Source organism: Streptomyces sp. NPDC002788, from assembly GCF_053592115.1.
This window is the reverse complement of sequence record NZ_JBSFVB010000002.1, coordinates 1-17,387: the sequence shown is the minus strand read 5'-3', so window position 1 is coordinate 17,387 and position 17,387 is coordinate 1. Positions and strand designations below refer to the sequence as shown.

Below are 17,387 nucleotides of genomic sequence, written 5' to 3'. Positions count from 1 at the left end.
TGCGCGGCTTTGCCGCGCGGTGGGCACCCCTCCACTCGGCGTCGCAGCGCCCCTTCAGTGACCCACGACGATCTTCACCGTCCAGGCCCCCGAAGCCGTACGCCCCTCCGCCTCGACCCGCACGTCCTCCCCCGGGACCGTGAAGCTCTCCCCCAGGGCGATCGGCGCGTCCGCGAGGGGTGGGTAGACGGAGTCCTCCCAGCACGCCTCGGTGCGCGGATGGGCGTCGATCACCTCGATGGGCCCGCCCCCGGACTGCGCCCCGCCCCGCACCCGGTACACGAGCACTCCCGTCCGGCAGGCGGCCGCGTCGTTGCCCACCGGCCCGCGCGCCTCGATGGCGAGCACGCTGTCGGGCCCCGTCCGCACCACCGCGAGCTTGGTGCCCCGCCCGAGCCCGAAGGCCTGCGCACCCGCGGTCCCGGCCGTCGCCGCTCCGGGCCCCGCCGCCAGCGGCTCCAGGGTCAGCCGGGCGGGCGCGGCGTCCTGCACGCACCGCACCTGCCGCGCATCCAGCCAGCCCAGCTTCCACTTGTGCCAGGCGAACAGGTCGGGTGCGAGTCCGAACTGGCTGCCCATCAGGTCCCAGTCGCCGACGTGCGTGTCCCAGTCGCCCTTGCCGTCCACGGGTCGGTGGTACAGGTCGGGCAGGTCGAACACGTGCCCGGTCTCATGCGCGAGGACGAGCCGGTCCGGCGGGTGCTGCTCGAACACCGTGACGATCCGGCGCAGGTCCGTGCCGTCGGCCCGCAGCGGAGTCGTCAGGTTCACCACCTTGGTGGCATCGGAGTCCACGCCGGGCGCGTCCGGGTCGGCCACGAAGTACACGACGTCGTAGCGGGCGAAGTCGACCTGCGGATCGGTCACGGCGAGCGCGTCACGCAGATACGCGGCCCGGCGCTCGGGGCTCCAGTCACGCTGTATGTCGTAGGCCGTGGACGGCTGCGGCATCTGGATCCAGCGCCCGAGCGGGTGCGGGCGCAGGGTGAAGCGGCCGTAGGAGGCGCGTTCGAAGAAGCGGGTGGTCGCCGGGAAGTGGTCGGCGGTCAGCTCCTGCGGAGTGGTCAGCGGGTGGGCGTCCGGGAAGGACAGGAACACCATGACCGCGTCCAGAGGCCGGGACGGGCGCGGATAGGCGGCGTTCCAGGTGTCCAGGCCCTCCGAGTGGTGGGCCTCGGTGCGGGTCAGGGCACACGGCGAGGCCGAGTCGGCCTCGGCGAGCGAGGGACCGGTGCCGAGGGAGGTCGCGGCGAGCGCCGACATGGTGGTGAACACGGCCGCGGTGCTGCGCAGTCGGGCGCGCGGAAACGGACGCGGCACGGGTACCTCCGGGTACGGTTCGCGGGACACCGCACCCAGCCTGTGGCGATTTGTCGTACTGCGCCCTGTTTGCCTGCACCAGTTGGGTGAAGGGGCCGAAAAATCCCGGATACCGACCACCGCGAAGCACTCACGGAACGTCACAACTGGTCGGGGGCCTGAAGAAGCCGTACAAGGGCGAGCAGAAACGATCTGGCAGAAGGGCGGGCCGGTCCGGAACACTGGACACCGGCTGGAAGGCCCTGGGGCCAGCCTCTATGATCGGCACACTTTCCTGACCTTTCCTGCACGGACAAGATCGAGTACATGCGGGAGCGAGCGGTGAGCGGAACCTCCGAAGGGCCGGCGCCCGCGGCAGACCTCGACCGGCCGGCCGTCACAGAGAGTGAGATCGACACGTCTCCCTGTCCCGAGCCCCCGTCCCGGCCGCCCTACCGCGCCGTCTTCACGGCCGCCCCGCTCGCCATGGCCGTGGTCGACCGCGAGGGCTCGGTCGTCAGCGCCAACGACGCGCTGGCCGCGCTGCTGGGCGGCAGCCCCGACCAGCTCGCCGGGTCGGTGGCCGCGGACCTGGTCGACCTCACCTCCGACGCCCGCACCTGGCACGCCTACCGCGAGGTGCTGCGCGGCCGGCGGTCCCGGCTGCGCTGCACGCGCCGCCTGAAGCATCCCGACGGGCACTCGCTGTGGGTGCAGGTGACGGTCGCCCCGCTGCCCGCCGAGGACGAGGGCGTGCTGCTGTCCGTCGCCGACATCAGCGCCCGCCGTGAACTCCAGGCCCGGCTACGGCACTTGCAGATGCACGACCCGGTGACCCGGCTGCCCAACCGCACGCTGTTCTTCGAACGCCTGTCGGCGGCGCTGGAGGCGGAGTCGTACGAGCGGAGCGGCACGGGCCGGATCGGGCTGTGCTGCCTGGACCTGGACGGCTTCAAGGCCATCAACGACACCCTCGGCCACCGCGTGGGCGACCGGCTGCTGGCCGCCGTCGCCGAGCGGCTCACGCGCTGCGCGGACGAGGCCGGCCACTCCCGGACCAGCACCCCGCTGGTGGCCCGGCTCGGCGGCGACGAGTTCGCGCTGCTCGTCGAGGACTCCACGGGCACCGAGCAACTGGCCGAGCTGGCCGAGTCGGCACTGCGGGCGGTCCAGGACCCGTTCGACATCTCCGGGCAGCGGTTGTCGGTCTCGGCGTCGATCGGCGTCGTCGAACGGCACGCGGCCGGGACGACCCCCACCGCCCTGATGCAGGCGGCGGACACGACGCTGTACTGGGCGAAGGCCGACGGCAAGGCACGCTGGACGCTGTTCGACCCGGAGCGCAACGCCCACCGCATGACCCGCCAGGCCCTCGCCTCCACGCTCCGCCCGGCCATCGACCGGGGCGAGTTCCGGCTGGAGTACCAGCCGCTGGTGGGCATGGAGGACGACCGGTTGCACGGGGTCGAGGCGCTCATCCGCTGGAACCATCCCCAGTTCGGCGTACTGACGCCGAACCGGTTCATCGGGCTCGCGGAGGAGGACGGTTCGATCGTCCCGCTGGGCCGCTGGGTGCTGCGCACGGCCTGCCGGCAGGCCCGCCGCTGGCAGCTGGACCACCCCGACGAGCCGCCGATCTTCGTCAGCGTGAACGTGGCGGTGCGCCAGATCTGGGACTCCGACCTGGTGGCGGACGTGGCGGAGACCCTGGCCGAGACGGGACTCGCGCCGCACCTGCTCCAGCTGGAGCTGACGGAGTCGGCGGTGATGGGCTCGGCCGGCCGTCCGCTGCAGACCCTGAAGGCCCTCAGCGACATGGGCGTCCGCATCGCCATCGACGACTTCGGCACCGGCTACTCGAATCTCGCGTACCTGAGCCGGCTGCCGGTGTCGGTGCTGAAGCTGGACGGATCGTTCGTGCGGGGGTTCCAGTACGACGACCGGGAGGCGGCCGCCCGGGCGAACCCGGCCGACGAGGTCGTCGTCGAGGCGATGATCCAGCTCGCCCACCGGCTCGGACTGACCGTCACGGCCGAATGCGTGGAGACATCGGCACAGGCGACCCGGCTGCGCAGCATCGGCTGCGACACCGGACAGGGCTGGCTCTACTCCCGTCCGGTCCCGCCGGATCGTATCTCCGAGCTGCTGGGGACGCCGGGTGTTCAGGCGGAGGCGGGCGTCGGCAAGCCGTAGGCGTCGGCGATGAGTTCGTAGGACCGCACGCGGAGGTCTCCGCCGTGCCCGTTGGCCGTGATCATCAACTCGTCGGCGCCGGTGCGCTTGCGCAGGTCGTCCAGGCCCGAGCGGACTTCGTCCGGGGTGCCGTGGATGACGTTGGCGCTCCAGGAGTCGACGAAATCGCGCTCCACGGGGCTGAACTCGTGGGCCTCGGCCTCCTGCGGGGTGGGCACGAGGCCGGGGCGGCCGGTGCGCAGCCGGACCATGCTGAGGGCGGCGGCCAGGACCTGCCTGCGGGCCTCCCTCTCCTCCTCGGCGGCGAACGCGGAGACGCCGATGAGGGCGTAGGGCTCCTCCAGCACGGCGGACGGCTGGAAGGACTCGCGGTACAGGTCGAGGGCCGGGATGGTGTTCTGTGCCGAGAAGTGGTGGGCGAAGGCGAACGGCAGCCCGAGCTCCCCCGCCAGACGGGCACTGAAGCCGGACGACCCGAGCAGCCAGACCGGGGGCCGGTGCGGGGACTGCACGCCGCCCGGGGACGTGGCCTGGATGGGGCCCGGTACGGCGTGGATGCGGCGGTAGGGGTGCCCCTCGGGGAAGTCGTCGTCGAGGAAGCGGGTCAGCTCGGCCAGCTGCTGCGGGAAGTCGTCGGCGCCCTCGCGGAGCCGGTCCGTGCGGCGAAGAGCCGCGGCCGTGGCCCCGTCCGTGCCGGGGGCGCGACCGAGGCCGAGGTCGACCCGGCCCGGGGCCAGGGCCTCCAGCGTCCCGAACTGCTCGGCGATCACCAGCGGGGCGTGGTTGGGCAGCATCACACCGCCCGAGCCGAGGCGGATGCGGTCGGTGTGGGCGGCGAGGTGGGCAAGGATCACGGCCGGGGACGACGAGGCCACGCCCGGCATGGAGTGGTGCTCGGCGACCCAGTACCGGTGGAAGCCACGCCTCTCCGCGAGCCGGGCCAGGTCGACGCTGGTGCGCAGCGCGTCGGAGGCGGTACGGCCGGCCCCCACGGTGACCAGGTCCAGTACGGAGAGGGGGACGGGGGCGCTGCCCCGCGCTGCGCCGCGTATCTCGTCTGCCGCCACGGTGGGGTGCCTCCTGCTGTGGGCCGTGTGCTGTCGTTCCGGCTCCAACAGGGGACCGTCCCCGGTCATTCCCGCAGGCGGGCGGGCGGCAGTGCCGACGGTGTCAGGCGGCTTGCTCCCAGTCGCTCCGCAACGTGTCGTGCGGAGGCCGGCGGTCGGCCTTCTCGCGGGCCCGCAGGGCGCCCCACACGAGGGCGGTCGCGCCGAAGAGCCACCACGGCAACGACCACGCCGCAGCCCACCAGCCGGCCTGCGGATCGAGGACGGCGTCCACGGCGGCGGTGATCATGGCAGCGGCGAGGCTCCAGCAGAGGAGACGCCCGGTGACTCGGACAGCGCTTGCCTCGGATCTGGGCAGGTCCGGTTCGGCCATCGGGGACCGTCCTTCACAGGGGTGCGGGGGCACGAATGACTGCGGACGTGGCCAGTGTGCCCGGGGTGGACGCCTGGAGGGGAACGCGCTTTCGGTCAAGTGAAGGGCCGTGCGGTACGGCGGAGTTGAGGACTCCTCACGTCTCGGCGGCCGTTCTGCCCGAGTCCGCCCTGATACGCACCGATTAAGAGGTGGGACCGATTCCGGCCCGCGTGGAAGGAGCGTTCGAGGGCAGGGCAGGCCGGTTTGTGCGGTTCGCGGGTCAGTTTGTGTCGGCAGGTTCCGTACGGGAGGGTCGGAGCACCATGAAGCGGGAGTCGGGCAGCGCGCCCCGGCGTAGCGGGTGGCCCGATGCTGCCACCTGCCTCAAAGGAGCGTTCGCAGGGGCCGTCGGGCACGATTCCGGTCGAGGCCGTGCGGGACCCGTGTGGCACCCCTGGTGGGCGGCTCGGCCGGGCCGTCGGCGTCGTGGCCTTCTCCGTCGCCCTCGTCTCCTGTGTGGTGCTGCGCGTGCCTCGGTGGCGTCGCGCGAGGACCGGGCGAATGCCGAACCGAGGGCTCACCCCGGTGCGATCGGTCGCAGGCCGGCCCTCGCCGCCTGCGGCAGCTGCCGCAGGCGGCGACGACCAACCCGGCCTCACGCCTGGACGATCGGCTCCCGCGTGAACAGCGCCCCGAGTTCCGGCGCGTTCACCCGCCGGTCCGCCAGGCGGAGGGCCTCCCAGACCGTGACCTGGTTGGCGGTGAGGACCGGCTTGCCGATCTCCTTCTCCAGGGCCGGGATGTGGGCCGCCGTGTGGAGGGCCGTGTCGGGGAGGAGGAGTGCTTCGGCGTCGGGGTGGTCGGAGTTCCGGGCCAGGGCGAGGAGTTCGGCCTCGCCCCACGTGCCGACCTCGGCGGCCGTGATGATGCCGGAGCTGTTGACCGAGACGACCTCGACACCGTCCGAGCGGAGGAACGCGGCGAAGAGGCCGGCCACGTCCTCCGGGTACGTCGCACCGATCGCGACCCGCCGCACGCCCAGTTCCCGTACGGCGTGCACGAAGGCGAAGGACGTCGAGGAGGCGGGCATGCCGGCCGTCTGGGCCAGCGCGCGGACCTGCTCCTGCGCGCCCTCCCAGCCGTAGACGAAGCTGCCGCTCGTGCAGGCCCACACCACGGCGTCCGCACCGGCGTGCCGCAGTTCCTGGACGCCCTCCGCCAGCCGTCCGGCCGAGCCCATCTCGAGCAGCGCGTCCACCCGGTGCGCGTCCTCACCGATGTCGGTGTGCACCAGGTCCACCCGGATGTCGCTGCCCAGCAACTGCTCGATGCGTGGATAGTCGTCCTCGGCGGAGTGGCCCGGGTAGAGGAATCCCAGTGCTGTCATGTCCAGCCTTCCTGCTGCTGCTCTTTTTCCGGCACGACGGGACCGTGGTTCGCCCCCGGCGATCCGAGACCAGCCCGGGCTTCCGGATTGATCAGCGCTTGATACGGTCCCACCGCACGGGTACCCAGTCGGCGCAGCGCCGCCCACATCGTCACTTGGTTGGCCGAGATCACCGGGATGCGCAGCTCGGCCTCCAGTTGGGGGATGACGTCGTAGGTGGGCAGGTTGGTGCAGCTGATGAACAGGGCGTCGGCGTCGTCGCGTACGGCTTGCCGCGCCATGTCCACGACCTCCCGGTAGGGGACCTTCCAGATGTGCCGGGTCAGGCCCATGAAGGCGCAGCCGGAGATCGTGACGCCCGCCTGGGCCACATAGGCCTCCAGCGACTGCGTCACCGACACCGTGTACGGCGTGACCAGCGCCACCCGCCGTACGTCCAGTTCCACCAGGGCTTCCAGCAGGGCGCCCGAGGTGGTGATCGCCGGTACGGCGCCCGCCCGGCTCATCGCCTCGCACATCGCGCGTTCGCCCATGACGCCGCCGACGAAGCTGCCCGACGTACAGGCGTAGGCGATGACCTCCGGGGCGATCGCGTTGAGCGTGCGGACCGCCTCGCCCAGCGTCTGGTGTTCGCTGACCATGCGGGCGAGATCGAGGCTGACCTCGACCGGCACGAACGGTGTTCGTGTCATGTGCAGGGAGACCTCGTCCGGCACCCAGCGCCACAGCTCGCGGTCGAGTGCGAAGTCGAAGGGGGCGACAACGCCGACCCCGCGCTGCGGGCTGGGCCCGCCGAGAAATGAGACGTCCATGGCAGGGCACCGGCCTCACACTGGGCAACGAGTGTGCAACGGATCGTGGGAACGCCCGTGTTGACGACGGTAGGTTCGGGTGCGAGCGTGGTCAATCCGTCCGGATCATTCCTTGGTCAACACCGTGTTAACTCGTCGTCACCGGCCGCCTCCCGAAGGCAGGCCGCCCCCGCCGCACGGCTGGAGAAACGGCTGCTCATGCCCACCCCCACCCTGCTCGTCCTGGACGCCGAGCCTCTCCCCCGCCTCGGCCGCCTCACCGGCCACGCCCGTATCGAACACACCGACGCGGCAGGTCTCGCCGCACGCCTCCCGCGCGCGGACGTACTGCTGGTGTGGGATTTCACCTCGCGCGCCGTGCGGGACGCCTGGCCCGGCGAGGGCCCACGGCCACGCTGGGTGCACACGGCGAGCGCCGGTGTGGACCATCTGATGTGCCCGGAACTCGCCGCCTCCGACACGGTGGTGACGAACGCGCGCGGCATCTTCGACCAGCCCATCGCCGAGTACGTCGCCGCGCTCGTGCTGGCGATGGCCAAGGACCTGCCGCGCACGCTGGAGCTGCAACGGGAGCGGACCTGGCGGCACCGCGAGTCGCACAAGGTCGCCGGGAGCCGGGCCGTCGTGGTCGGCACCGGGCCGATCGGCCGGGCGATCGCCCGCACGCTGGGCGCGCTCGACATCACGCCGGCGCTCGTCGGGCGCGCCCCGCGCGCCGGCGTGCACGGCCCGGAGGACCTGGACCGGCTGCTGGCGCGCGCCGACTGGGTGATCGCGGCGGCGCCGCTCACCGATCAGACGCACGGCATGTTCGACGCCCGCCGCTTCGGCGTGATGCAGCCGTCCGCCCGGTTCGTCAACGTCGGACGCGGCCAGTTGGTCGTGGAGGACGCGCTCGCCGAGGCCCTGGCCAAGCACTTGATCGCGGGCGCCGCCCTGGACGTCTTCGAGTCCGAGCCCCTGACCCCCGACAGCCCGTTGTGGCAGGCCCGGGGCCTGATCGTGTCCCCGCACATGAGCGGTGACATCGTCGGCTGGCGCGACGAACTCGGCGCCCAGTTCGTGGATCTGTACGAACGGTGGGCAGCCGGCGAGCCGCTGAAGAACGTGGTCGACAAGCAGCGCGGGTACGTACCCGGACACTGACGTTCCTGGGAGGGTGGATGACCGAGCTCACCGAGCTGACCGCCGTAGGACTGCTCGAGGGATACCGCAAGGGCGAGTGGAGTCCCGTGGAGGCGACCCGGGCTGCGCTGGAGCGGGCCGGGGCGATCCAGCCGGAGGTGAACGCCTTCGTCCGGCTGACCGCCGAGGACGCGCTGGAGCGGGCCCGGGAATCGGAGGAGCGCTGGCGGCGCGGTGAGCCACAGGGGCTGCTGGACGGGGTGCCGGTCACCGTGAAGGACATCCTGCTGCTGCGCGGGGCGCCGACCCTGCGCGGGTCGAAGGCGGTGGATCCGGCGGGGCGCTGGGACGAGGACGCCCCGTCCGTGGCCCGGCTGCGGGAGCACGGGGCGGTCTTCATCGGCAAGACGACGACGCCCGAGTACGGCTGGAAGGGCGTGACGGACTCACCGCTCAGCGGTGTGACCCGCAATCCGTACGACCACTCGCGCACCGCGGGCGGGTCGAGCGGCGGCAGCGCGGCGGCCGTGGCGCTCGGCGCGGGGCCGCTGTCGCTGGGCACGGACGGCGGCGGCAGTGTGCGGATCCCGGCGTCGTTCTGCGGGATCTTCGCGCTGAAACCGACCTACGGGCGGGTGCCGCTGTACCCGGCGAGCGCCTTCGGCACTTTGGCGCACGTCGGGCCGATGACCCGGGACGCTGCGGACGCGGCGCTGCTGATGGACGTCATCGGCCGTCCGGACTCGCGCGACTGGTCGGCGCTCGCCCCGCCGCCCGGAGCGTACGCGGAGGGCCTGGCCGGCGGGGTGCGCGGGCTGCGGGTGGCGTACTCACCGTCGCTGGGCGGGCAGGTGGCGGTGCAGCCGGCGGTCGCGAGGGCGGTGCGCAAGGCCGTGGAACGGCTGGCGGAGCTCGGCGCGTACGTCACGGAGACCGACCCGGACCTCACCGACCCGGTGGAGGCCTTCCACACCCTGTGGTTCAGCGGGGCCGCCCGGGTGACCCAGCATCTGGGCCCGCACCAGCGGGAGTTGCTGGACCCGGGCCTGCGGGAGATCTGCGCGCGGGGGGCCCGCTACTCGGCGCTGGACTATCTGGCCGCGGTGGACGTCCGGATGGACCTGGGCCGCCGGATGGGCCGCTTCCACGACGCCTGCGACCTGCTCGTCACGCCGACCGTGCCCATCACGGCGTTCGAGGCGGGCGCCGAGGTGCCGAAGGGATCCGGCCACCGGCGATGGACGGGCTGGACCCCGTTCACCTACCCCTTCAACATGACGCAGCAGCCCGCGGCGAGCGTGCCGGTCGGCACCGACGGGGACGGGCTGCCGATCGGTCTGCAGCTCGTGGCCGCCCGGCACCGGGACGATCTGGTGCTGCGGGCGGCTCACGCGCTGTACGAGGCCGGGGTGGCGTCAGCCGGCCGGTTCACGCCCTCCGGAAGCTGAGCGTCTCCCCCGCCGCTCCCGACCTCCACAGGTCGTTGCACGCCTCGGCCATGTTCTCCAGGCCGTCGACGACCTGGCCCCAGACGATGCCGGGGACCCAGCCGACATCGCCGTTCAGCAGCAGGTTGTTGCGCTCGTAGAACAGGGCCAGGTCGACGAGCGTGGTCCCGGCGCGGACCTCGCGGTCGTAGCCGTACGCCTTCGTCCCCAACTCCGCCCCGGCGAAGGCGAAATAGCACAGGTCGCCAGGAATGGGGGTGACGGTCGGGTTCTCCAGTGGCGGCTCGGTTGCGGCGAAGGGCGGGAAAAGGGCGTAGATCTCGTTGCGTGCGTACTTCGCGTGGTAGACGTCACCGGCCAGCGGCAGGGCATCCCAGACGGCCGCGCAGGTGATCGGCGCGCGGTCGTCCAGCAGCCTTGCCGTGCAGGTCACGTCGCGCTTGACCAGCGAGACTTCGATGTAGCGATCAGCCATGCCCTCCATGGGAGTGCCCGCCGCGCCTGCGGTCAAGGGCGCACGCGATACGTGCGGGGCTTGAAAAGACCGGCATGATTCGGATGCGGTCGGGTAGCCGCGCGCCCATGGCTCCACCACTGAGAAGCCCCATGAGAAGTCCCGAACCGATACCCCGGCCCGGATCCGGGCCCGCACGCCGGTCGCTGCTCGCGGGGGTAGCGGCGCTCGGCGCGCTGGGCGCCGCCGGGTGCAGCCGGGTCGCCACCGCCTCGGACATCAAGGGCGGTGACCTGCTCGACCGGCTCCGGGCGGCGGGCGTGGTCCGCCTCGGCATAGCCGGCGAGATCCCTTTCGGCTTCATCGACAAGAACGGCGAGCTGACCGGAGAGGCACCGGAACTGGCCAAGGTGATCTTCAAGCGTCTCGGCGTCGACCGGGTGCAGCCCGTGCCGACCGAGTTCGGCTCTCTCATCCCGGGCCTGAACTCCCAGCAGTTCGACGTCGTGGCCGCCGGGATGTACGTCAACCCCGAGCGCTGTGAGCAGGTCATCTTCTCCGACCCGGACTACCAGATGCTCGACGCTTTCATCGTCCGCAAGGGCAACCCGAAGGGGCTGCGCAGCTACAAGGACGTCGTCGAGAAGAAGGCGAAGTTCGCCACCGGGACCGGCTACGCCGAGATCCAGTACGCCGTCGAGGCGGGGTACAAGGAGAGCGACATCCTCATCGTCCCGGACCAGGTCGCGGGCCTGAACGCGGTCGAGGCGGGGCGCGTGGACGTGTTCGCCGGTACGGCGCTGACCACCCGTGAGGTGGTGAAGAAGTCGGCCAAGGCGGAGTCGACCGAGCCGTTCGCGCCGCTCGTGGACGGCGAACCGCACGTCGACGGAGGCGCCTTCGCCTTCCGGCGGACCGAGACGAACCTGCGCGATGCCTTCAACGTGGAGCTGCGCGAGCTCAAGAGGAGCGGCGAGCTGTTCCGCATCCTGAAGCCCTTCGGTTTCACCAAGGCCGAGATGACGGATCTGACCGCGAAGGAGCTGTGCGGCGGATGACCTCGGGACTGTGGGAACTGGTACTCAAGGGCGTCTGGGTCACGATCCAGCTGCTCGTCCTCAGCACGCTGCTGGCCACGGCGGTGTCCTTCGTCGTGGGCATCGCGCGCACCCACCGGCTGTGGATCGTCCGCTTCCTCGCGGGCTTCTACACCGAGGTGTTCCGCGGGACCTCGGCGCTGATCATGATCTTCTGGGTGTTCTTCGTGCTGCCGATCACCTTCGGCTGGCAGCTGGTGCCGATGTGGGCGGCCACGCTGGCGCTCGGTCTGACCTACGGGGCGTACGGCTCCGAGATCGTGCGCGGCGCGCTGAACGCGGTCGACCCGGCGCAGAAGGAGGGCGGGATCGCGCTCAGCTTCACGCCCTGGCAGCGGATGCGGCTGGTCCTGCTGCCGCAGGCGGTGCCGGAGATGATCCCGCCCTTCTCCAACCTGCTCATCGAACTGCTCAAGGGCACCGCCCTGGTGTCGATCATCGGCATGGGCGACCTGGCGTTCAGCGGCAACCTGGTGCGCCTGGCACTCCAGGAGAGCGCGGACATCTACACGTACGTCCTGCTCATCTACTTCGTGATCGCCTTCCTGCTCACCCGGGGCATGCGCGGGCTGGAGAAGAAGCTCAAGGCCGGGGTCGGGAAGAAGCCCGACCGCAAGATGCGGGCGCCTGAGCCGGTCGTGGTGGAGGCGGTCCGATGAACTGGGACTGGAGCGCGGTCTCCGACTTCATGCCGCACTTCTGGGACGGCCTGCTGGTCACCCTGCAGGCGCTGGTGCTCGGCTCGCTGATCTCGTTCGCACTGGGCCTGGTGTGGGCGCTGCTGATGCGGGTGCCGGCGCGGTGGGTGCGCTGGCCGGTCGGGGCCGTCACGGAGTTCGTCCGCAACACCCCGTTGCTGGTGCAGCTGTTCTTCCTGTTCTACGTGCTGCCCGAGTGGGGCGTGGCCTTCTCGGCGCTGACCACCGGTGTCATCGGCATCGGTCTGCACTACTCGACGTACACCATGCAGGTCTACCGCGCCGGTATCGAGGCCGTGCCGGTCGGCCAGTGGGAGGCGGCGACGGCGCTGAACCTGCCGCTGCGCCGGACCTGGACGGCCGTGATCCTGCCGCAGGCGATCCGCCGGGTCGTCCCGGCGCTCGGCAACTACGTCATCGCGATGCTCAAGGACACGCCGATCCTGATGGCGATCACGGTGCTGGAGATGCTCGGCGAGGCGCGGCTGTTCGCGCAGGAGAGTTTCCGGTTCACCGAGCCCGTCACCTTGATCGGTGTGGCCTTCATCGTCATTTCCTACCTGGCCTCCCTTCTCCTGCGAGCCCTGGAGCGACGCCTTGTCCACTGACACTCTTCCCAACCCCGAGAAGAACCCCGCCAGGAGCACCGGCGAGCTGATCCGTCTGGAGCAGGTGACCAAGCGGTTCGGCGACCACACGGTCCTGGATCACCTGGACTTCTCCGTGGACGCCGGCAAGCACGTCACGCTGATCGGGCCGTCCGGATCCGGCAAGACCACGATCCTGCGGCTGCTGATGACGCTGACCAAGCCCGACGAGGGCACGATCACCGTGGACGGGGAGCGGCTGTTCCCGGCGCCCGACAAGCAGGTGCGAGAGGTCCGCAAGAAGATCGGGATGGTGTTCCAGCAGTTCAACCTGTTCCCGAACATGACGGTCCTGCGAAACATCACCGAGGCGCCGGTCACGGTCCTCGGCATGTCGAAGGACGCCGCCGAGGAGCGGGCCCGTGAGCTGCTGGAGCTGGTCGGGCTGACCGACCACCTCGACAAGCACCCGGCGCAGCTGTCCGGCGGCCAGCAGCAGCGGGTGGCGATCGCCCGGGCCCTGGCGATGCGCCCGCAGGTGCTGCTCCTGGACGAGGTGACGTCCGCGCTCGACCCGGAGTTGGTGGCGGGCGTGCTGGACGTGCTCAGGGACATCGCACGCTCCACCGACATCACGATGCTGTGTGTGACCCACGAGATGAATTTCGCCCGGGACATCTCCGACCAGGTGCTGATGTTCGACTCGGGCCGGATCATCGAGTCGGGCCCGCCGGAGAAGATCTTCAGCGAGCCGGAGAAGGACCGCACACGAGAGTTCCTCAGCGCAGTGCTGTGACCACCGTGAGCAGGCAGGAACCGGAACCCGAAGACTGGGGCATGCTCCTGACACCAGAGTGCCATTTCCCCAGTTCGGGTGCCCGGGAATCTTGCCAACCCCCGCTCCCCGCACGCCCATTGCCGGTTAACCTGGAACAGGTTCACTGACCTGATCACGGCCCTACAGCAAGCGCAGGGGGAGACCACCGTGGCGCTGAAGCACGAGCCGACGACCCCGTACCACTCGGCCCAGGAAGCCCTGCGCGTCCTGGAGGCGGTGGCCCGGAACAACTCGGGCGTCACCGACACCGAACTCGTCCGGCACACCGGCATCGGACCGGAGCGGCTGACCACGCTCCTGCGCATGCTGCGCCGCGAGGGCTACGTCGAGCAGATCGCCGACGACGCCTACGTCACGGGCGAGAGCCTGGCCCGCCTCGGCTCCGCCCGCCACCGCGAGCAGGCCCTGCGCGACAAGCTCCAGCACACCCTCGACCGGCTGCGCGACTCGGTCGGCGCCGCCGTCTACATGAGCCGCTACGTCGACGGCGAGATCAGCATCACCCAGTACGCGGACAGCCCGGCCACCCCCAAGGTCAACGAGTGGGTCGACTTCCGCGCCTCGGCCCACGCCACCGCCATCGGCAAGAGCCTGCTCACCCAGCTCGACCACGCGGGCCGCCGCGACCACCTCGCCCGGCACAAGATGGCCCGCCTCACCTCCCGCACCATCACCAGCGACCGGCTGCTGCTCTCCCGGCTGGAGGCCCAGCCGCCCACCGTGCCCGTCCTGGACCTCCAGGAGTACGCGGTCGGCACGGTCTGCGCGGCCGTCCCCATCACGGCCGGCTCCTCCGTCGGCTGCCTGGCCCTGTCCCTCCCGGTGGAGCACGCCCACCGCCTGCGCCAGGCCGCGGACGCCCTCAATCGCAACGCCGCACCGGTCCTGCTCTCCATGGCGATCTAGGACCACCGGGTGGTGGTCCGAAGCACCCTTGGGGAACAGGTATTATTTTCTGCGTCGCCCGCCGCGGAACACACTTCCAGCGGCAGGCGAGGGTCATGCGCCGCTAGCTCAGTTGGTTAGAGCAGCTGACTCTTAATCAGCGGGTCCGGGGTTCGAGTCCCTGGCGGCGCACCGGTGAAGGGCCTCTCGTGGGAGCGAGGGGCCCTTCCGCGTGTTCGAGGCCTCGGTGTCGGAATCCGGCGACTCCGAGGCCATCGCCGACACTCGGTCGGGCGCTGCCCGTCGCACATCACGGAGCTGTGTCTCCCCGGCCCGCGCAGAACGCCACCGTCAGGTCCTTCACCAGTACCTTCCGCTCGTAGTCGTCGAGTTCGACCAGCCCCCGCGTGGTCAGCCGGGTCACCGTGTCCTCCACCGAGTCCACGACCGAGGTGAGCACGCTCGCCCGGTGCTGGGCGTCCAGCGCCGCGATCCGACGGCGGTGCATCGCTGCGGCGACCTCGGGGGCGTACTCCACGCGGAGCGGCTGCACCGAGAACACCTCCAGGCCGACCGGGGCCGCGTCCGCCCCCACCAGCCGGGTCAGCGCCTCCGCCGCCGCGTCCCCGGCCCCCTTCGCCCCGCCCGGCGTCTCGACCGGCACCCGCACCAGTGCCGCCTCGACGCACGCGCGCAGATAGACCTCGTGATCCTCCACACCCAGCGTGGCCCGGGCGGTGTCCCGCACCCGCCAGACCACCAGGACGACCACGCACACCGCGACCCCGTTCGCGTCCGCCGCGGGCACCGGCTCGCTGCGCCAGTGCCGCAGCCGCACGTCCACCCGGCGGCGCAGCAGCAGCGGATTGATCCACAGCAGGCCGGAGCGCCGTACGGTCCCCCGGTAGCGGCCGAACAGATCCAGCACCCAGGCCCGCCCGGTGCGGCCCCGGGCCAGTCCGCCGAACCCGAACAGGCCGAGCGCGCCGGCTGCCGCGTACGCCGCCCACTGCACCGGACCGAGCCCGGCCCCGGCCTGGGCTGGCAGCCGCAGCGCCTCCTGAACGAGCGACGGCAGCACCCCGGCCCACCAGGAGGTGACCGCGCACCCGGCCGCCCCGCACGCCCCGGCCAGCGCACCGGCCGCGCCGGGCAGCACCCGCGCGGGCCGTTCCACCAGGTCGGGGTCGACCTGCGGCACCGGGCGCGGCGGCACGGCGGCCGGGCGACGGAGGCGGGGCTGTTCCCCAGTGCCCTGTCTGCGGCCCACGACCGCGGGCTTCAGCGGTACCGGCCCCGGGTGGGGGTCGTCGCGGAAGAGCAGATGGACGGGGATCTCGGTGGTGGCCTCGTTCTGGATGAGCCGGGCGGGCCGGACCGGCCCCTCGGCCGGTCCGTCGTCGGGCCCGGACGTGTGGGAAGTGGTCGTACTCACGCGTGCCTCCAGCCTCCGCGCCAGATGCGTCACAACGGTGACCCCCGCTCGGGGCCCGTCGGCGAGGCCCGGCCGGGGTTCAGGGCCCTTCGGCAGGGCCTACGAGAAGAGCCGCCGCCAGGTCTCCGGACCCGGGTAGCCGTCCGCCGCTCCACCCCGCCAGCCCTGGGTGCGTTGGAAGGCCTCGACCGCCCGCCGGTCCGCCTCCCCCCAGCGCGGCCCCGGCCCGACCCGGTAGAACCTGCCGAACCCCTTCCGAACGAGCTGCTTCCCGAGTCGGGTGACGTACGTGTTGCTCGCGCCAGGGCGGAACATCGCCCGCCCGGGGTAGCCCGGGACGCCGTGCGAGGCGGGCGGCGTCCCCACCGCCCCGTCCTTCACGTCCTTGCCGCTGCCCGTGACCAGCAGGTCCCAGGTGCGCGGACCGGGCAGCCCGTCGGCATCCGCGCCCGTCCAGCCCTGGGCACGCTGGAACGCCCGGGTCGCGTGCCGGTCGGCGTCCGTCCAGCGCGGCCCCGGGCCCGAGGCGTAGGAGCCCCCCGCGCCGCGGGCGACGAGCATGCGGCCGAGCAGCGTCACGTACCTGTTGTTCGCGCCGGGGCCGAAATACGCCGCCCCCGGATAGGGCGTCGCGGCCGGGGCGCCCGGCTCCCCTCCGTCCGGCTCCGGAGCGTGCTCCTCGGGCGTGACGCCGCGGTAGCGGTAGGGCACGAACCGGTCGGAGTCGCTCCGGTAGGCGTACGGGGTGGACTGCCGGCGGGTGTGCGGGCGGGTCTGCTCGTAGGCGACGTAGTAGCTTTGCGTGTCGTCCGTCCAGCCGCCGAAAATGACGACGTGCGAGCCCTTCTCGGGGTCGGACACATTGTGGAACAGCAGAATGTCGCCCGACTGGAGTTCCTCCTTGGAAATCCGCTCCCCGTACTGGGCGAGGCCGCCGGTCCATTCGTTTCCGGGCAGCTGCCAGGCCATCGAGACATAGCTGGAGCAGTCCTGCCGGTATCCGTCGGACCAGTACGCGGTCATGCTGTACGGCACCTTCACGGCGACCCAGCTCTTGGCCCGGTCGATGATCTCCGTACGGGTGATGGCGGTGGGCTTGCCGGTGGTGGACGGCTGGGCCGGTCGCCCGCCGGGGCCGTGCAGCGGGGCCTTCCCGCCCTGTGGGGTGTCATGCTCCTCACCTGCGGGAACGCCGGGCCGGACGGGTGCGTGCGGGGCGGCCGCGGCGGGTACGGCATGGCTCGCGCCGAGTGCGGCGGAGGCCACGGCGGCCAGAGCGGAAGCCCGGTGCGCGGCCGGATGGGCGGCGCTGCGGCCGGCCCGGGAATGCGGCAGGACGCGGCGCCAGTGGAGACAGCCGGGGCAGTCGCAGTCGCTCGCGGGGTCGAATTCCTCGAATACCGGAGACTCCATGCGATTCCCCTCACACTTCCGGCGGAAAATGCGGTGCCCGTGCACGTCCGGGCGCGCGTGGCCAGTTTCGCAACTGTCTTCCGTGCGCGCATGCTGACGGTCCGAATGATGTACGCCGGGGCCTTGGGGAGGACCGCCCGGGGCAGGGCCGGTGGTCCGGAGCACCCCGGGAGGTCCTGTAGAGTTACGCCGTCAGCGCGCGCCGCTAGCTCAGTTGGTTAGAGCAGCTGACTCTTAATCAGCGGGTCCGGGGTTCGAGTCCCTGGCGGCGCACGATGCCGGTGGCGGCTTGTG

At 71.6% G+C, this 17,387-nt stretch carries 16 protein-coding genes and 2 tRNA genes; 10 read left to right on the top strand and 8 right to left on the bottom strand.

Translation table 11 applies throughout. The features are described from left to right. Positions 1-54: 54 nt before the first annotated feature. On the bottom strand, positions 55-1,350 hold the full coding sequence (locus tag ACWD1U_RS03335) for a M6 family metalloprotease domain-containing protein (protein ID WP_451103994.1): 1,296 nt from the start codon (positions 1,348-1,350) through the stop codon (positions 55-57). A 276-nt stretch (positions 1,351-1,626) separates the two neighbouring features. Here ACWD1U_RS03335 and ACWD1U_RS03330 point away from each other — a divergent pair, with 276 nt between their 5' ends. Further along, positions 1,627-3,492 (top strand): putative bifunctional diguanylate cyclase/phosphodiesterase, encoded by a 1,866-nt coding sequence (locus ACWD1U_RS03330; protein WP_451103993.1) that lies wholly within the window; start codon positions 1,627-1,629, stop codon positions 3,490-3,492. On the opposite strand, the gene ACWD1U_RS03325 is transcribed toward ACWD1U_RS03330, so the two are convergent. The 4 genes from ACWD1U_RS03325 to ACWD1U_RS03310 all read right to left on the bottom strand — a co-directional run bounded on the left by ACWD1U_RS03325 (position 3,462) and on the right by ACWD1U_RS03310 (position 7,113). Next, positions 3,462-4,559, bottom strand: a complete 1,098-nt coding sequence (locus ACWD1U_RS03325) for an LLM class flavin-dependent oxidoreductase (protein ID WP_451103992.1) — start codon at positions 4,557-4,559, stop codon at positions 3,462-3,464. The genes ACWD1U_RS03330 and ACWD1U_RS03325 overlap by 31 nt on opposite strands. Positions 4,560-4,662: 103 nt before the next feature. Further along, positions 4,663-4,932 (bottom strand): hypothetical protein, encoded by a 270-nt coding sequence (locus tag ACWD1U_RS03320; RefSeq protein WP_451103991.1) that lies wholly within the window; start codon positions 4,930-4,932, stop codon positions 4,663-4,665. Positions 4,933-5,569: 637 nt separating this feature from the next. Next, complete coding sequence (locus tag ACWD1U_RS03315; RefSeq protein ID WP_451103990.1) at positions 5,570-6,301, bottom strand: maleate cis-trans isomerase family protein; 732 nt, start codon at positions 6,299-6,301, stop codon at positions 5,570-5,572. Further along, entirely contained in the window at positions 6,298-7,113 is an 816-nt protein-coding gene (locus ACWD1U_RS03310; protein ID WP_451103989.1) for a maleate cis-trans isomerase family protein, read from the bottom strand. The genes ACWD1U_RS03315 and ACWD1U_RS03310 overlap by 4 nt, the downstream gene beginning before the upstream one ends. A 198-nt stretch (positions 7,114-7,311) precedes the next feature. Here ACWD1U_RS03310 and ACWD1U_RS03305 point away from each other — a divergent pair, with 198 nt between their 5' ends. After that, positions 7,312-8,259, top strand: a complete 948-nt coding sequence (locus ACWD1U_RS03305) for a D-2-hydroxyacid dehydrogenase (RefSeq protein WP_451103988.1) — start codon at positions 7,312-7,314, stop codon at positions 8,257-8,259. Positions 8,260-8,276: 17 nt separating this feature from the next. Next, complete coding sequence (locus ACWD1U_RS03300) at positions 8,277-9,686, top strand: amidase (protein ID WP_451103987.1); 1,410 nt, start codon at positions 8,277-8,279, stop codon at positions 9,684-9,686. Here the strand turns inward: ACWD1U_RS03300 and ACWD1U_RS03295 are convergent. Next, a complete protein-coding gene (locus ACWD1U_RS03295) occupies positions 9,667-10,161 on the bottom strand; it encodes a DUF3830 family protein (protein ID WP_451103986.1) in 495 nt (164 codons plus the stop codon). The genes ACWD1U_RS03300 and ACWD1U_RS03295 overlap by 20 nt on opposite strands. Positions 10,162-10,268: 107 nt before the next feature. On the opposite strand from ACWD1U_RS03295, the gene ehuB reads away from it, so the two are divergent. From ehuB to ACWD1U_RS03265, 6 genes are all read left to right on the top strand, one after another. Next, positions 10,269-11,198: an ectoine/hydroxyectoine ABC transporter substrate-binding protein EhuB gene (gene ehuB / locus ACWD1U_RS03290; protein ID WP_451103985.1), complete on the top strand. Its 930-nt coding sequence runs from the start codon at positions 10,269-10,271 to the stop codon at positions 11,196-11,198. After that, a complete protein-coding gene (gene ehuC, locus ACWD1U_RS03285; protein ID WP_451103984.1) occupies positions 11,195-11,896 on the top strand; it encodes an ectoine/hydroxyectoine ABC transporter permease subunit EhuC in 702 nt (233 codons plus the stop codon). The genes ehuB and ehuC overlap by 4 nt, the downstream gene beginning before the upstream one ends. Next, a complete protein-coding gene (gene ehuD, locus ACWD1U_RS03280) occupies positions 11,893-12,543 on the top strand; it encodes an ectoine/hydroxyectoine ABC transporter permease subunit EhuD (protein ID WP_451103983.1) in 651 nt (216 codons plus the stop codon). Before ehuC ends, ehuD begins: the two co-directional genes overlap by 4 nt. After that, on the top strand, positions 12,533-13,318 hold the full coding sequence (gene ehuA, locus ACWD1U_RS03275) for an ectoine/hydroxyectoine ABC transporter ATP-binding protein EhuA (RefSeq protein ID WP_451103982.1): 786 nt from the start codon (positions 12,533-12,535) through the stop codon (positions 13,316-13,318). Before ehuD ends, ehuA begins: the two co-directional genes overlap by 11 nt. Positions 13,319-13,507: 189 nt before the next feature. Continuing rightward, on the top strand, positions 13,508-14,266 hold the full coding sequence (locus ACWD1U_RS03270) for an IclR family transcriptional regulator (RefSeq protein ID WP_451103981.1): 759 nt from the start codon (positions 13,508-13,510) through the stop codon (positions 14,264-14,266). Positions 14,267-14,363: 97 nt separating this feature from the next. Continuing rightward, a tRNA-Lys gene (locus ACWD1U_RS03265) sits at positions 14,364-14,437 on the top strand. A 118-nt stretch (positions 14,438-14,555) separates the two neighbouring features. Here the strand turns inward: ACWD1U_RS03265 and ACWD1U_RS03260 are convergent. Together ACWD1U_RS03260 and ACWD1U_RS03255 are read right to left on the bottom strand one after the other, a co-directional pair. Beyond that, positions 14,556-15,680 (bottom strand): SPFH domain-containing protein, encoded by a 1,125-nt coding sequence (locus ACWD1U_RS03260; RefSeq protein ID WP_451103980.1) that lies wholly within the window; start codon positions 15,678-15,680, stop codon positions 14,556-14,558. A gap of 99 nt (positions 15,681-15,779) precedes the next feature. Then, positions 15,780-17,093: a peptidoglycan-binding protein gene (locus tag ACWD1U_RS03255; RefSeq protein WP_451103979.1), complete on the bottom strand. Its 1,314-nt coding sequence runs from the start codon at positions 17,091-17,093 to the stop codon at positions 15,780-15,782. A 199-nt stretch (positions 17,094-17,292) separates the two neighbouring features. Here ACWD1U_RS03255 and ACWD1U_RS03250 point away from each other — a divergent pair. Then, positions 17,293-17,366 (top strand) — tRNA-Lys (locus ACWD1U_RS03250). Positions 17,367-17,387 lie beyond the last annotated feature (21 nt).

Bases quoted from the DNA above. Each gene is read 5' to 3' on its own strand.
- ACWD1U_RS03330 (WP_451103993.1), top strand. From the start codon at position 1,627: ATGCGGGAGCGAGCGGTGAGCGGAACCTCCGAAGGGCCGGCGCCCGCG.
- ACWD1U_RS03320 (WP_451103991.1), bottom strand. From the start codon at position 4,932: ATGGCCGAACCGGACCTGCCCAGATCCGAGGCAAGCGCTGTCCGAGTC.
- ACWD1U_RS03315 (WP_451103990.1), bottom strand. From the start codon at position 6,301: ATGACAGCACTGGGATTCCTCTACCCGGGCCACTCCGCCGAGGACGAC.
- ACWD1U_RS03310 (WP_451103989.1), bottom strand. From the start codon at position 7,113: ATGGACGTCTCATTTCTCGGCGGGCCCAGCCCGCAGCGCGGGGTCGGC.
- ACWD1U_RS03305 (WP_451103988.1), top strand. From the start codon at position 7,312: ATGCCCACCCCCACCCTGCTCGTCCTGGACGCCGAGCCTCTCCCCCGC.
- ACWD1U_RS03300 (WP_451103987.1), top strand. From the start codon at position 8,277: ATGACCGAGCTCACCGAGCTGACCGCCGTAGGACTGCTCGAGGGATAC.
- ACWD1U_RS03295 (WP_451103986.1), bottom strand. From the start codon at position 10,161: ATGGCTGATCGCTACATCGAAGTCTCGCTGGTCAAGCGCGACGTGACC.
- ehuB (WP_451103985.1), top strand. From the start codon at position 10,269: ATGGCTCCACCACTGAGAAGCCCCATGAGAAGTCCCGAACCGATACCC.
- ehuC (WP_451103984.1), top strand. From the start codon at position 11,195: ATGACCTCGGGACTGTGGGAACTGGTACTCAAGGGCGTCTGGGTCACG.
- ehuD (WP_451103983.1), top strand. From the start codon at position 11,893: ATGAACTGGGACTGGAGCGCGGTCTCCGACTTCATGCCGCACTTCTGG.
- ACWD1U_RS03255 (WP_451103979.1), bottom strand. From the start codon at position 17,093: ATGGAGTCTCCGGTATTCGAGGAATTCGACCCCGCGAGCGACTGCGAC.